The organism is Micromonospora sp. NPDC003197 (assembly GCF_053590565.1).
The window spans coordinates 20,503-34,043 of record NZ_JBSFTE010000026.1; the positions used below are offsets into that span (position 1 = coordinate 20,503).

Here is a 13,541-nt window from a genome sequence, read left to right on the forward strand (position 1 = left end):
CACATGGGCGGCCAACTCCGGTCGCCGGAATCAAAGGCGTCATCCTTCACAGACAGCCGCGCAGGCGCGGGATCACGCCAGACGATTCCATCGTGATCCGTGAAATGTCAACCGCCGTTGCCGAGCAGCCTCCGGACCAGCATCGCCGTCCCGAAGAGTCCCAGCATCGCACCGAACACCCCCCAGTCCACATCGCTGCTGCGATGTGGCCAGCCGGGGTCGTGGCGGGACACCAGGTCGACCACCACGATCCGGTTCGGGTGGACCAACAGTCGCATCCGGAACCCGGCCCGGACACCGAGCCAGCCGAGTGTCGCCGTGGCGACGGCAAACCCGTGCTTCTCCCACCACCTGGCTCGGCTCGGTTGGGTGACTGCCAGGCCATCTCGATGGTGTTGGTTACCGTGACCAGCGGATGATCCACTGATCGCACCCACGGCGGCAACCACCCGAGGCACCGTCGTCCGACCGTTCACAGTGGCCTCCGTCCGCACGGTCCGATGGCGGCGTGTAGCAGGGCAGGGCCGGGATCGCCGGCGAGATGCCCGGCCTAGCCCGTTGTGGACGTGATCAGCCTCACCGAGGCGGTTCGTCCGAATGATTACTTCAGATGGATCGGTTATGAAGGTCGATGCCCCTTTTGGTCCTCGGAAGTCGGTTGACCAGGCGTTGGTTGCTGTCGCGAGACCCGCCCGGAGGTGTCCGCAGTTGCAGTGGTGCGCGTACCACATCCGGGGTCGGGTGACTGTCCGTCACCACGTTGTTTAAAACCAGGTCTTGACGAGACCTCAGGTTTGACATTTTATAAATCTCGCTTTCGCAGGAGGTTTCATGTCAGGTCGTCACCGTCTCGTCGCAGCCCTTGCCGCGACCGCTCTCCTCGTTACCGCCGCCGGGTGCAACTCGGAGTCAGAAGATTCGTCCAACGCCACCGCAGTCACCTACCTGACCTCCTTCGGGACGTTCGGTCGGGACGCGTACGCATATGTCGCCCTGGAGAAGGGCTACTTCGAAGAGGCCGGCCTCAAGGTCACCATCAAGCCCGGGACCGGCACCGTCGACGTCATGAAGCTCATCGGCTCGGGCCAGGCCGACTACGGCACCGGCGACCTGGCCGGGGTCATCACGACGCAGTCCAACGAGAACCTCCCGGTCCGCGCCGTGGCCGCCGTGCACCAGAAGTCCATGGCCGGCATCGCGTCGCTGAGCAAGGCGATCGACTCGCCGGAGAAGCTGCCGGGTAGCAGCATCGCCGATGCCTCCGGCTCGACCAATATGATCATCTTCCCGGCGTACGCCAAGGCCGCCGGCATCGACGCGAACTCGGTCAAGTTCGTGCCGTCCTCGCCGCAGTCCCTGCCGCAGCTGCTTGCCTCCGGCTCGGTCGACGCGATCGGCCAGTTCGTCGCTGGTAAGCCGCTGCTGGAGAAGGCGGCGGCCGGTAAGACGGTCACGATGCTGCCGTACGCCGACAAGCTGCCCGACCTCTACGGCAACGGGCTGCTGGTCTCCGCCTCGAAGCTTTCCAGCGACAAGGCGCAGGTGGAGAAGTTCACCGCCGCCCTACTCAAGGGCCTGGTCTACGCGGTCGAGCACCCCGAAGAGGCGGCCCAGCTGTTGAAGAAGCATGACCGGACCGCCGACGAGAAGGTAGCCGCCGCCGAACTCACCGTGATGCGGCCGTACGTCCTCGTCGATGGTGCCACCGTCGGTCACCTCGACCAGGCGCGGGTGGAGCGGATGGTGGCGTTGCTCGCCGGCACTGGCACGCTCAAGTCGACGCCGAAGGTCGAAGACCTCGGCGTGTACGACATCGTCAAGTAACTCCTGACTCCTCTTCTTCGACATCGCGGTGCGCGTGGCCAGGTCGCGCGCACCGCGAGGGAGCGACACCATGATCGGAATTCGTAACGTCTCGCAGATATACCGCACCCGGGCCGGCGACGTCGAAGCCCTGCGCGATGTGTCGCTCGAGGTCGCCGACGGTGAGTTCGTGGCGATCGTCGGCCGGTCCGGCTGCGGTAAGTCGACCCTGCTTCGACTGGTCGCCGGTCTGCAGACGGCCACCTCCGGCGAGATCACCGTGGCCGGTACGCCGATCGACTCGCCTCGGCGGGACATCGGCTTCATGTTCCAGCGGCCGGCGTTGCTGCCGTGGCGCTCGGTGCTGGACAACGTGCTTCTGCCGACCCAGGTGTTCGGGTGGGACCGCAGGATGGCCCGGGAGCGGGCGCACGAGCTGTTGGACCTGGTCGGGCTGACCGGTTTCGAGAAGCGCCTGCCGCACGAGCTCTCCGGCGGCATGCAGCAGCGGGTCTCGCTCTGTCGGGCGCTGATCCAGCAACCCCGGGTGCTGCTCATGGACGAGCCGTTCTCCGCGCTGGACGCGTTGACCCGGGCCGACCTCTCGGTGGAGCTTCAGCGTCTGCAGATGAAGCAGGCGTCGACTGTCCTGTTCGTCACCCACTCGGTGGACGAGGCGGTCCTGCTCGCCGATCGGGTGGTCGTACTCAGCCCGCGACCGGGTCGCCTGCACAAGATCATTGACATCGACGTTGCCCGACCGCGCTCGTTGGGGCACGACGGACACTCCGCCGAACTCGGCGAGGTACGCGCCCAACTGCACGACCTGCTAATGACTCCGGAGGTGGTGGCACCGTGAAGGTCGCCGCGCCCGCACCGACGCCCACGCCCGCAGCCAATCGCCGCAAGCGCGCCCGCCGTCCCGAGGAGGGCTGGGCCCAGCAGTTCCTCCCCGTCCTCGGCGTGGTCGTCGCCATCGGGCTCTGGTGGGCGATCACCGTCGTCTTCAAGATTGAAAGCTTCATCCTCCCGTCACCGCTGCTGGTGGCCGAGGCAATGGTCGACCAGGCCGACTATCTGTGGGACAACACCCTGGTCACCCTCTGGGAGACCGTGCTGGGCTTCCTGCTCGCGATCGTGGTCGGTGTGCCGCTGGCCATGATCGTCACCGCCTCCCGGATGTTGGAGCGTACGGTCTATCCGCTGCTGCTGATGCTCAACGCCGTACCCAAGATCGCGGTCGCACCGCTGCTGGTGGTCTGGATGGGCTTCGGGCAATTCCCCAAGGTCTTCCTGGTCTTCCTGGTCTGCTTCTTCCCGATCGTCATCTCCACCGCTGCCGGGCTCAGCTCCACCCCGCCCGACCTGGTGGAGCTGGCCCGGTCCATCAAGGTCAACTGGTGGCAGATGTTCCGCATGATCCGGATGCCCGCCGCCATCCCGCAGTTCTTCGTCGGCCTCAAGCTCGCCATCACCCTGGCGGTGATCGGAGCCGTCATCGCCGAGTTCGTCGGCGCCACCGAGGGCCTGGGATACGCCATCGTGGCCTCCGGCGCGAGTGCCGACACCGCCCTGGCGTTCGCCGCGATGATCCTGCTCGGCGTGCTGAGCGTCGTCCTCTTCTACCTCCTCGCCGCGATCGAGCGGCTCTGCGTACCCTGGGCGGAACGGAAATGAGCACCCAACAGCGTCAACAGATGATTTCCGTTTCCTGGCTCACCGACGCCGTCACCTCGGTCTTCAGCGCGTTGGGCTTCTCCGACCCAGCCGCCCGGGTGGTCGCCGAGTCCCTCGTGGACGCCGACCTGCGGGGCATCTCCTCGCACGGTGTGCTGCTCGTGCCGATGTACGTCGACCGGATCAAGGCCGGCTCGGTCACCCGATCCGAGAAGGCCGACATCGTCCGGGACAAGGGTGCCATCGCGGTGCTCGACGCGGGACACGCGCTCGGTCAGCTCACCGGTGACCAGGCCATGCGCCTGGCGGTGGAGAAGGCCCAGACGTACGGGGTGGGCGCGGTCAGCGTCCGCCGAGCGTTCCACTTCGGCGGGGCCTTCCGCTACGCCGGCTACGCAGCGGCCAACGGCTGCATCGGAATCGCCGCCGCCAACACCCGCCCGCTGATGCCCGCCCCCGGCGGCGCATCCGCGGTGGTGGGCAACAACCCGCTGGCGATCGCCGTACCGCGCTCCGACGGCGAGCCAGTGATCCTGGACATCGCCCTCTCCGAGGCCGCGCTTGGCAAGATCCGACTGGCGGCGGGGGAGGGGCGGGAGATCCCGGCGACCTGGGCCACCGACTCGGACGGCCGACCGACCACCGATCCGGCGGCCGCCCTCAAGGGACTGCTGCTGCCCTCCGGCGGGCACAAGGGCTACGGTCTCGCCCTCATGATCGACGTACTCGCCGGAGTCCTCTCCGGTGGTGCGTACGGTCGGCGGGTCAATGGGCTCTATGCGGACACCACCGTGCCCAACGACTGCGCGCACTTCTTCCTGGCGCTGGACGTCGAGGCGTTCGACGACGCCGAGGAGATCAGCCGCCGGGTGACCGACCTGACCTACCAGGTGCTCGCGTCAGATCGTGCTCCCGGGGTCGAACAGGTCTACCTGCCCGGCGACATCGAGTCCGCCCGGCATGCGCGAGCGCTGCGCCAGGGCGTCGCGCTGGAGCCATCGATCTTCGCCGGCCTGGCCGGGGTCGCCGCCAGCCTGGGCGTACCCCTCGGCGAACCGGTAACCGCAGACGGACCAGCACACCGCTGACGAGCGAGAGGAAGGAGCAGACATGCAGGCCACTTTCGACGCCACCGGTGAGGTCCTCATCGTGACCGGCGGAGCCAACGGCATCGGCGCGGCGATCGCCCACGCCTACGCCGACGCCGGCGGGACCGCTGCCGTCTTCGACGTGGTGCCCGGGCAGCCGCACCCCAGCGGCCGAGTGCAGGACTACCAGGTAGACGTCTCCGACCGGGACGCTGTTCTGGCGGCGGTGGCGCAGGTCCGGGCCGACCACGGCCGGATCGACGCACTGATCGCCGGTGCGGCGGTGCAGCCCCGCTGCGACGTCATCGACATGGACCCGGAGCAATGGCGGCGGACCCTCGCCGTCAACCTCGACGGTGTGGTCTGGTGCGCGCAGGCGGTGCTGCCCGAGATGATCGCCCGCCGCTCCGGCACGATCCTGGTCTTCGCCTCCGGGCTGGCCACCGCCGGCCGGGCCCAGGCTTCGGCGTACGCGGCGAGCAAGGGGGCACTGATCGCCTTCGCCAAGTCGCTCGCGGCCGAGGTCGCCGAACACCGTATTCGGGTCAACACCGTCTTTCCCGGAGTGATCGACACCCCGCAGTTCCGGCAGGCCAACCCCTCCGGCGGGGAACGGGAGCACTGGGAACGGGCCACCGGTATCGGCGATCCCGTCGATGTGGTCGGGCCGCTGATGTTCCTGCTATCTCCCGCTGCGATCATGACCGGGTCGACCCTCACCCGTGATCGCGCATATCCGAAGAGCGAGGCGAAATGAGCAGCATGACCGAGCAGCTGCCGGTGGGCATCGTCGGAGCCGGACCGGTCGGTCTGGTGACGGCGCTGGGACTCGTCCACCATGGAGTCCCCGTGGTGATCTTCGAGGAGGACGACCGGCTCTCCCTGGACACCAAGGCGGGCACCATCCTCACTCGTACGCTGGAGGTGCTGCACCGGTACGGCGTACTCGACGACGTGCTGGCCGGGTCACTGCGCATCGACGAGATCGGCGAGTTGGACCGGGCGACGAACACCCAGACGCTCAGCGTCCGGACCAGCGAGTTGACCGAGGACACCCGCTTTCCGTTCATCATCAACATTCCGCAGCACGAACTGGAGCCGATCCTGCGGCGTCGGCTCGACGCGGCCGCACCCGACGCGCTGCACATGAAGCACCGGCTACTCGACTTCACCCAGCACCCGGACCGGGTCGACGTACGGCTGAGCACGCCCGAGGGGGAGCGGACCGTACCGGTGCGCTACCTGCTCGGCTGCGACGGCGGCCGGTCCGTAGTCCGGGACCAGATCGGTGCCGTGGTCGAGGGACAGACCTACGAAGAGCGCTACATGCTGGTCGACCTGAAGGTCGACCTCGATGTGGAGAACCCGCGCGACTACCCGTACCTGGCCTACTTCGGTGACCCGAAGGAATGGATGATCCTGGTCCGTCAGCCGCACTGCTGGCGCTTCCTCTATCCACTGCCGGCCGGTCAGGCGGAGCCGACCCGGGAGGAGCTGGCCGACAAGGCCCGCCGGTTCATCGGCGACACCAAGACCCTGGAGATCGTCGGCACCAACATCTACCACGTGCACCAGCGGGTGGCCGACCGGTGGCAGGACGGCCGGGTGTTCCTGCTCGGCGACGCCGCTCACCTGATCACTCCGATGTGGGCACTCGGGTTGAACACCGGGGTGCTGGACGCCTCCAACCTGCCCTGGCGGATGGCCTGGGTGCTGCGTGGCTGGGCCGAGCCGGCGCTGCTCGACGCCTACCAGACCGAGCAGGAACCGGTGGCCACCAAGGGGTCCGCCGCGATGGCCGCCGCCGCCCGCGCCTACATGGCCCGCCGGGCGGACGACCCGGGGGTGATGACCGACGGCAACTGGGGCAACGCGTTCACCCGCGCCATGCTGGGTGTACGTCTCGACGTCGACGGAACCGGCGACTGGTCCATGGTGGCAGCCGGTGACGATCCGCTGCCGGTGCTCGCCGGTGCTCGCAGCCCCGACCTGCCGGTGTTCGGCCCGGCCGGTACGGTGCACCTGCACGACCTGGTCTCCGACGCCTTTGTCGCGCTCTACTTCACCGACCCCCGTCGGGTGCCCGTACTGCCGCCGCAGGACTCGCCTGCCCTACGGCACTACGTGGTCAGCCGCTGGGACGCCCCGCATGACTCGGGCCTACGCGACCGGGCCCTGTTCGATCCCGGTGACCGGGTACGTCGCCGCTTCGGCGTCAAGGACGACACGCTCGTCCTGATCCGGCCCGACGGGCACGTGGCCGCGATCGTCCCGTTCGATCCCGCCGTCTCCACCACTACGGCGGCCGAGCTCTACACCAGGATCACCGGCTGCCCGCCGCCGCGCGACGCGGCCTGACCCGTCCACAGCCCAGCGAATTCGGAAGGATCCACGATGGACAACTACGGCCACGCGACCGCGCCGGACGGGACCGAGGTCAAGCTCGGTGCCGTCGGCCAGCAGGTGGTTTTCGAGAACGACCAGGTGCGGGTCTGGGAGATCACGCTGGAGCCCGGCGAGCAGCAGCCCTGGCACCACCACCTCAACCCGTACCTGGTGATCGCCCTGGAGGCCGCCGACAACCGGATCGACGCGCTCGCCGGAGGTGACCCGCGGCTGGTGCACGAGGCGGTCGGCGGCGTGGTCTACCGCGAGCCGGGTGAGGTGCACATGCTCACCAACAACGGCACCAGCCGCTACCGTAGCCGGCTCGTCGAGCTCAAGTGCCTCGGCGAGAACCTCGTCGCCGGGCAGGAACAGCAGTGACCGAGCAACCGTCGGTCGTACCCGTCCCGCCGGTGCCGGCCGGAATCGACCCGCAGGAGTGGGCGAACAACCTCTCCGAACCGTCGAACTACGGGGGAGAGGCGGCCGACCGCTCCCGCGAGCAACTCGTGCCGGGACCGGACGGGATGGTGCTGGCCCGGTTCCGGGAGATCCTGCTACAGACCGACGAACTCGACTGGGCCGACAAGACCCTGGCCGGGTTGTCGCACAAGCCGCTCTGGCGCAACGAGGAGACCGAGGCCTCCATCTCGCTGGTGCGCTTCCGCAAGGGAGCGGGCATCCCGCTGCGCCACTCGCACGCGTCCAACCAGTTCATGTTCTGCCTCAGCGGCCGGTACACGTACCTGCCCACCGGACTGACCCTCACCCCGGGTTCCTTCTACTGGAACCCGAAGGGCAGCCTGCACGGCCCCACCCTGGCCGAGGAGGAGAGCGTCCTGCTCGAGATCTACGACGGGCCGCACTATCCCACCCAGCCGGAGTGGTACACCGACCCGCAGGACGCCCGCTAACTCGCACCACCCTTTGAAGTAAGGAAATGTCATGCCCAAGCAACAGGTTGTCTCTCCCGAGTTGGCCGCCCCCAACGGCCACTTTGCCCAGGCCACGACGGTACAGGCGCGGGGTCGGCTGGTCTTCGTCTCCGGCATGACCGCCCGCAACGCGCAGGGAGGCGTTACCGGAGTCGGTGACATCACCGCCCAGACCCACCAGGTCTGCCAGAACCTGCGGGCCGCGATGGAGGCAGCCGGTGGGACCCTGGACGACATCGCCCGGGTGGATGTCTTCGTCCGCAACATGGAGGACTTCCAGGCCATCCACGAGGTACGTCGGCAGTACTTCACCGCCGGCCCGCCTGCTTCCACGATGGTGGAGGTGTCCAAGTTCGTGAACAAGGACTACCTCATCGAGATCAACGCCATCGCGGTGATCGACGACGAGCGGGCCAGCTGATGAGGCTCGCCACTGTCCTGGGCGAGAACGGTCCCCGGATCGGTCTCGTCGGCGAGGGCACCATTACGGTGTTGCCAGCCGAGGTGGGCACCGTGGACGATGCCATCCGTGGGGGTGCGGCCGCTCTGGAGGCGGTCCGTGCCGCCGCGGAGCGGGCGCCGGTCGTATCGCTGTCAGAGGTCCGGCTCGGGGCCCCGCTGCGTCGGTTCAACCGGGACATCCTGTGCACCGGGTGGAACTACTGGGACCACTTCGAGGAGTCGGCTGGTAAGCGGGAGGGACAGGATCCGCCGGAGCGTCCCAAGCACCCCACCTTCTTCACCAAGGGACCGGACACGGTCATCGGCCCGTACGACGACATCGCCTACGACCCGCAGATCTCCAGCAAGTGGGACTACGAGGCGGAAGTAGCCCTGGTCATCGGTACGGACTGCCGCTCGGTCAGCGAGGCCGATGCGTTGTCGCACGTGGCGGCGTTCTGCATCGCCAACGACGTCTCGCAGCGGGACCTGCAGCGGGCCCATGGCGGGCAGTGGCTCAAGGGCAAGAGCATCGACGGCACCATGCCACTGGGCCCCTGGCTGACCACCGTGGACGAGTTGCCCGATCCGGCTGACCTACGGATCCAGTGTGAGGTCAACGGGGTGGTGTTGCAGGACGCCTCGACCGCCCAGATGGCCTTTTCGTTCGCCCGTATCATCGCCGAGCTGAGCTGGGGGATGACCCTTCGGGCCGGTGACGTGGTACTGACCGGTACACCGAGCGGGATCGGCAACGCCCGCGACCCGCAGGTCTTCCTGCACGACGGCGACGTGGTGGTGACCCGTGTCGGCGGGCTGGGCGAGCTGCGCAATCGGGTCGCCCTCACCACACTGCATTGAGGCTGGACGGGGTGTGTGCGTTCCACGCACCCCGCCGGGCAATCACCATTGGATAAAATCGGCGCGATCACGTAGCGCGCGGTGCGTTAGCGAAATCGACCGGCACATACCCGGACTTAGGGGCCGGTCGCGCATGTCTCGCTACCGAGGACACGGAGAGAATCCGCCAGCAGCGTTTACCGGAGGCACACATTGGCAGTGACGCATCGTAGGGCAGTCCTGAGCGACGTCAGCGATGACAGCCGTGTGCCCCCCGGTGGCCAGCACCGTACCCTCGTCGATTCGGCCACGGCGACCCTGCACGAGGCGATCCTCACCGGGCGCCTGCCGGCCGGTACGCCGTTACGCCTCAACGAGATGGCCGAACTGCTGGGCATGAGCATGAGTCCGGTGCGCGAGTCGATTCGTCGGCTGGCTGCCATCGGCCTGGTCGAGGTCGTCCAGCACAAGGGCGCCTGGGTCATGCCGCTGACTGTCGAGGACGCGATCGACACCCACGAGACCCGGATCGCCATGGAGTCGGTGCTCATCGAGCGAGCCGCCGCCCGGTTCACCCCGGACGACGCGCGTCGCGCCCAGGCGGCCCTGGACGAGCACCTGGCCGCGTCCGAACGCGGTGATGTCCCTGCCGCCCGCCGGGCACATACCGAATACCACTTCACGATCTACCGGGCAGCTGGTTCCCGCTGGCTGCTGCGTGGCCTTGAGCCGGTCTGGGAGAACAGCGAACGCTACCGGTTCGCCACGGTCACCCCGACCAGGCAGAGCGAAGACCGGGTACGTGAGCACCGGGCCATCCTCGAAGCGTGCATCGCGCACGACGTGCCAGCCGCGGTGCACGCGGTGCGGGTCCACATCCAGCACGCCGCCGACCGGGTCGTCGCCAAGATGACGGCCGACGCCGCACCCGGCAGTGCCGGCCCCAGCAAGGCGGTGCCTCGACCCCGAGGCACCCGATAGTCCGCCCGCGGACCGCACCACCGCGTCCGCCTCGACGTTCACCGTCGGACACTCGACGGCGGACGGTTCCCACTTCTGCGTTTAAGGAAAGCTCGTGCCCGGCATCGACATACACACCCACCTCGCCCCCGATCTGCGCTCGGTCGACCTGCCCCAGGTCGAGACCGATGACAGTGGAGTGGTCCTGCTCAACGGCGGCCGGATCGGGCCAGCCGACCTTTACCACCCCGAGCGCCTTGAGGAGTACCTCGACTCGGCCGGCCTGGACGAGGCAGTGGTCAGTATCCCGCCGCCGTTCTACCGACAGCGGCTCTCGGCCACCGAAGCGGCGGACTGGACTCGCGCGGTCAACGACGGCCTGCTCGCGGTGGTGGACGGTCGTCCCCGGCTCACCCCGCTGGCCTACCTGCCACTGGAGCACCCCGAGGTGGCGCTCGCCGAGTACGAGCGGATCGCTACGGACGACCGTTGGGCAGGGGTGGTCGGGGCCGCCGGTGGCGCGTCGATGGCGCTGGACGCCGAGGCGTTCCGCCCGCTGTGGCGACGGCTCGACGCGGATGCTCGTACCCTGCAACTGCACCCGGCGCACTCACCGGACGACCGGCTGGAACCGTACTACCTGACCAACCTGCTCGGTAACCCGATGGAGACGACCGTCGCCGCTGCCCAACTGGTCTTCGGCGAGGTGCTGAGCACCTTCCCCGGCATCCGGATCGTGCTGGTGCACTGCGGCGGCTGCCTGCCGATGGTGGTCGGACGTTGGGAACGCGGACACGCCACCTCCCGGCCGGGCGTGCCGGTGCTCTCGTCGTCCCCGGCCGAGGTGGTACGGGCGCTCTACGTCGACTCGCTGGCCCACGATCCGGCCGTGGTCGACCTTGCCGTGTCGGTCTTCGGTGCCGACCGTCTGGTGTTGGGCAGTGACTGGCCGTTCCCGATGGGCACCGACGATCCGACGGCGGCGGTCGCCCACCGGGGCGCGGAGTTCGCCCAGCGGGTGGCGACCACCAACGCGGCCGCCGCCCTGGGCCGCTGATGGTCCGTGTGTTGGCTGTCTTTTCCTGGTGCGTCGGGTCGAGAGGCGGCGGTAGCGGCGGGCCGATCCATGAAGATCACATGAACATAAAGATTGTCAGCACTCGGTAGGTGAATGTTCGTCAATCGGTATGAATGGGTGACGTGGGCTCGCTGACGTATCCCCTCCGGCGGCAGGTAGCTGGTTAGCTGTAGTTGCTCACTGGCGCGCCAGCGCCTCGGCAGGGGAGGCCGTTGCCCACCAAGATCTGCAACGGGTATGGGAGCGTTGCGACGTTCGGACGCGCCGTGGGCGACGGAGCCGAACAGGGCTGCGGGAACCGGCTCGTGGCTCTCCCGGATATGCTGCCGGGACGGTTGGGACCTGCTGGTGCAGGTCCCGACTTATCGGATGGCCCACATGCGGGAGTGAGCCGGGACTAGCAGGGGCGGGAAAATTGGCGACCGGTGCCACCGGGATCGTGCTGCCGGAGGCGCACGCGTCCACAATTCGACGTGCGCGGCAGGTGCTGGCGCTGGGACCGTTTCGCCGGCTGTGGATCGTCACCGGCTTCTGTAGCGCCGCGGACTGGTTGGCGCTGCTTTCGTTGGCGGCGCTGGCGGGACTCCTGGCGGAGAGTGCGACGGGGGCGAACGTTGCTTTCAGTACCGTACTCTTCGCCAATCTGTTACCCGGTCTGCTCTTCGCGCCGATCGGTGGGCTCCTCGCGGACCGGTTCAACCGTCGCGTGATCATGGTCATCGCTGACCTCGTCCGGGCTGCCCTGTTGCTCTCGATCGTGATCGTGGGCAGCTACTGGTGGATCTTTGCGGGGACGTTTCTGATCCAGGCCGCCGCGATCATGTGGATCCCGTCGAAGGACGCCGCGCTACCCAACCTGCTGCGCCGTCCGGACCAGATGGAGCCCGCCACCCAACTCGGCCTCATCATGACGTACGGCATCGCAGTCCTCGTCGGTGGCGGCCTGTTCACCCTGATCACCGGTGCCGGTACCACCCTGCACCTACCCCCCGAGTTCCTGGATGCGGTGGGGCTGGCCCGAATCGCCGTTGTCGTCGCCGCGCTGTTCTATCTGACCAGCGCGATCATCATCGCGATCCGACTGCCGGAACTGTCGCAACGGCCCATGGCAGTTGCCCCCGTTGGCGACGACCCGCAGGCGCAGCAGTCGACCAGCGCCGCTGGCGCACGGAATACCCAGCCGAGCGGGCCGGGGGGCGGCGGGATGCTGCGCGACAGCGCCGCCTACATCCGCCGTACCCCCCTTGTCCGCGGACTGCTGGTCGGCCTGATGGGCGCCTTCGCTGCCGGGGGCGCTATCGTCGGCGTCGCGCAGACCTACGCCCTGAGTCTGCTCGGCGGGCAGGCCGCCTTCGGGCTGCTTCTTCTGTCGATCTTCGCGGGACTGGTCGTCGGCCTCCTGGGTGCGCCGAAGCTCGCCCGTCGGCTGCCACACGACCGGGTGTTTGGCATCGCCATCGTCTCGGCCGGGGCCGGGCTCGTGCCGGTTGCGTTTTCCCCGCACCTGGCGTTCTCCATGCTCGCCGTGGCGGTGGTGGGGGCATGTGCCGGTACGGCGTTTTTGACCGGTACCACGATTATCGGATCCCGGGTCGAGGACGCGATGCGAGGGCGGATCAACGCGCTCTACCAGTCCATGTTGAAGGTCGTGGCGGGTTGTTCGGTAGTGGTGGCGCCACTGTTGGTCACCCTGGTCAAGCCACGGACCGTGACGATCTGGGACAGCCCAATCGTCATCGACGGCACTCGGCCGGTGATCCTCAGTGGTGGGCTGCTGGCCGCCCTGGTGGGGGTGATCGCCTACCGGCAGATGACCGCCGCGCCGGCCGAACTTGCCCCACCTGCTGCTGATGTCACTCGGCCTGACGTATCCGGTACCACGTCAGCAGGATCCCCTCGACCACCAGCATTGTGACCGCCCGCCCAGCATCGATCCACTTTTGTGTCGGGGCGTACCTGCGCCGGGTGGTACGTCTCCGAGCGCGGGTCGGAGAGGTTCAGCGCGTGGGTGGGCATTCCGGTCGAGTGGCTCGTGATGACGGCCGATCGGCGGTTGATTCGCTCTCCACGGGCGACGGTGGTGGCACGAAGGTTGCCGGACGTTGGACCCTTGTGACAGCGAGTCGCATCGCCAACAAATTGAAGTCGATCTGCGCGAGCGAGAACTGGCTAACGAGACTTATCAGGATTTCATCCGTCGTCACGCTGACCCAAGTTCCGATAATCTATCGGAGATTGTCGTTCAATTCTGGTCTGATGACGGTTTCGCCATGCTCGGGCCGGCCAGCAATGGTGTCGCTCGGGGTGACTGTAAGGCTTCGCGGCGTGTATGAT

At 67.8% G+C, this 13,541-nt stretch carries 14 protein-coding genes; 13 read left to right on the plus strand and 1 reads right to left on the minus strand.

From position 1 onward, the window contains the following. Window positions 1–107 precede the first annotated feature (107 nt). The gene (locus tag ACWDV4_RS24235; protein ID WP_449982744.1) at window positions 108–476 is read right to left on the minus strand and encodes a hypothetical protein; all 369 of its coding nucleotides are present in this window, start codon (window positions 474–476) and stop codon (window positions 108–110) included. 355 nt (window positions 477–831) lie between these two features. Between ACWDV4_RS24235 and ACWDV4_RS24240 the strand changes: the two genes are divergently transcribed. The 13 genes from ACWDV4_RS24240 to ACWDV4_RS24300 all read left to right on the plus strand — a co-directional run bounded on the left by ACWDV4_RS24240 (window position 832) and on the right by ACWDV4_RS24300 (window position 13,122). Next, entirely contained in the window at window positions 832–1,824 is a 993-nt protein-coding gene (locus ACWDV4_RS24240; protein WP_449982746.1) for an ABC transporter substrate-binding protein, read from the plus strand. A 70-nt stretch (window positions 1,825–1,894) separates the two neighbouring features. Then, on the plus strand, window positions 1,895–2,662 hold the full coding sequence (locus tag ACWDV4_RS24245) for an ABC transporter ATP-binding protein (protein ID WP_449982749.1): 768 nt from the start codon (window positions 1,895–1,897) through the stop codon (window positions 2,660–2,662). Beyond that, window positions 2,659–3,480 (plus strand): ABC transporter permease, encoded by an 822-nt coding sequence (locus ACWDV4_RS24250; RefSeq protein WP_449982752.1) that lies wholly within the window; start codon window positions 2,659–2,661, stop codon window positions 3,478–3,480. The genes ACWDV4_RS24245 and ACWDV4_RS24250 overlap by 4 nt, the downstream gene beginning before the upstream one ends. A 20-nt stretch (window positions 3,481–3,500) precedes the next feature. Further along, window positions 3,501–4,568, plus strand: a complete 1,068-nt coding sequence (locus ACWDV4_RS24255; protein ID WP_449982754.1) for an Ldh family oxidoreductase — start codon at window positions 3,501–3,503, stop codon at window positions 4,566–4,568. Between the two features lie 22 nt (window positions 4,569–4,590). After that, window positions 4,591–5,325, plus strand: a complete 735-nt coding sequence (locus ACWDV4_RS24260) for an SDR family NAD(P)-dependent oxidoreductase (RefSeq protein WP_449982756.1) — start codon at window positions 4,591–4,593, stop codon at window positions 5,323–5,325. Between the two features lie 5 nt (window positions 5,326–5,330). Continuing rightward, window positions 5,331–6,926, plus strand: a complete 1,596-nt coding sequence (locus tag ACWDV4_RS24265) for an FAD-dependent monooxygenase (protein ID WP_449982758.1) — start codon at window positions 5,331–5,333, stop codon at window positions 6,924–6,926. A gap of 36 nt (window positions 6,927–6,962) precedes the next feature. Next, window positions 6,963–7,334 (plus strand): cupin, encoded by a 372-nt coding sequence (locus ACWDV4_RS24270; protein WP_449982761.1) that lies wholly within the window; start codon window positions 6,963–6,965, stop codon window positions 7,332–7,334. Next, on the plus strand, window positions 7,331–7,867 hold the full coding sequence (locus tag ACWDV4_RS24275; RefSeq protein WP_449982763.1) for a cupin domain-containing protein: 537 nt from the start codon (window positions 7,331–7,333) through the stop codon (window positions 7,865–7,867). The genes ACWDV4_RS24270 and ACWDV4_RS24275 overlap by 4 nt, the downstream gene beginning before the upstream one ends. Window positions 7,868–7,898: 31 nt before the next feature. Next, on the plus strand, window positions 7,899–8,309 hold the full coding sequence (locus ACWDV4_RS24280; protein ID WP_449982764.1) for a RidA family protein: 411 nt from the start codon (window positions 7,899–7,901) through the stop codon (window positions 8,307–8,309). Further along, on the plus strand, window positions 8,309–9,190 hold the full coding sequence (locus ACWDV4_RS24285) for a fumarylacetoacetate hydrolase family protein (RefSeq protein ID WP_449982767.1): 882 nt from the start codon (window positions 8,309–8,311) through the stop codon (window positions 9,188–9,190). Before ACWDV4_RS24280 ends, ACWDV4_RS24285 begins: the two co-directional genes overlap by 1 nt. 198 nt (window positions 9,191–9,388) lie before the next feature. Beyond that, window positions 9,389–10,150 (plus strand): GntR family transcriptional regulator, encoded by a 762-nt coding sequence (locus ACWDV4_RS24290; RefSeq protein ID WP_449982769.1) that lies wholly within the window; start codon window positions 9,389–9,391, stop codon window positions 10,148–10,150. A gap of 94 nt (window positions 10,151–10,244) precedes the next feature. Then, window positions 10,245–11,186, plus strand: a complete 942-nt coding sequence (locus ACWDV4_RS24295) for an amidohydrolase family protein (protein WP_449982770.1) — start codon at window positions 10,245–10,247, stop codon at window positions 11,184–11,186. 436 nt (window positions 11,187–11,622) lie between these two features. Then, window positions 11,623–13,122 (plus strand): MFS transporter, encoded by a 1,500-nt coding sequence (locus tag ACWDV4_RS24300; protein WP_449982773.1) that lies wholly within the window; start codon window positions 11,623–11,625, stop codon window positions 13,120–13,122. The last annotated feature ends 419 nt before the right edge of the window (window positions 13,123–13,541 follow it).

Bases quoted from the DNA above. Each gene is read 5' to 3' on its own strand.
- ACWDV4_RS24240 (WP_449982746.1), top strand. From the start codon at position 832: ATGTCAGGTCGTCACCGTCTCGTCGCAGCCCTTGCCGCGACCGCTCTC.
- ACWDV4_RS24245 (WP_449982749.1), top strand. From the start codon at position 1,895: ATGATCGGAATTCGTAACGTCTCGCAGATATACCGCACCCGGGCCGGC.
- ACWDV4_RS24255 (WP_449982754.1), top strand. From the start codon at position 3,501: ATGATTTCCGTTTCCTGGCTCACCGACGCCGTCACCTCGGTCTTCAGC.
- ACWDV4_RS24260 (WP_449982756.1), top strand. From the start codon at position 4,591: ATGCAGGCCACTTTCGACGCCACCGGTGAGGTCCTCATCGTGACCGGC.
- ACWDV4_RS24265 (WP_449982758.1), top strand. From the start codon at position 5,331: ATGACCGAGCAGCTGCCGGTGGGCATCGTCGGAGCCGGACCGGTCGGT.
- ACWDV4_RS24270 (WP_449982761.1), top strand. From the start codon at position 6,963: ATGGACAACTACGGCCACGCGACCGCGCCGGACGGGACCGAGGTCAAG.
- ACWDV4_RS24280 (WP_449982764.1), top strand. From the start codon at position 7,899: ATGCCCAAGCAACAGGTTGTCTCTCCCGAGTTGGCCGCCCCCAACGGC.
- ACWDV4_RS24285 (WP_449982767.1), top strand. From the start codon at position 8,309: ATGAGGCTCGCCACTGTCCTGGGCGAGAACGGTCCCCGGATCGGTCTC.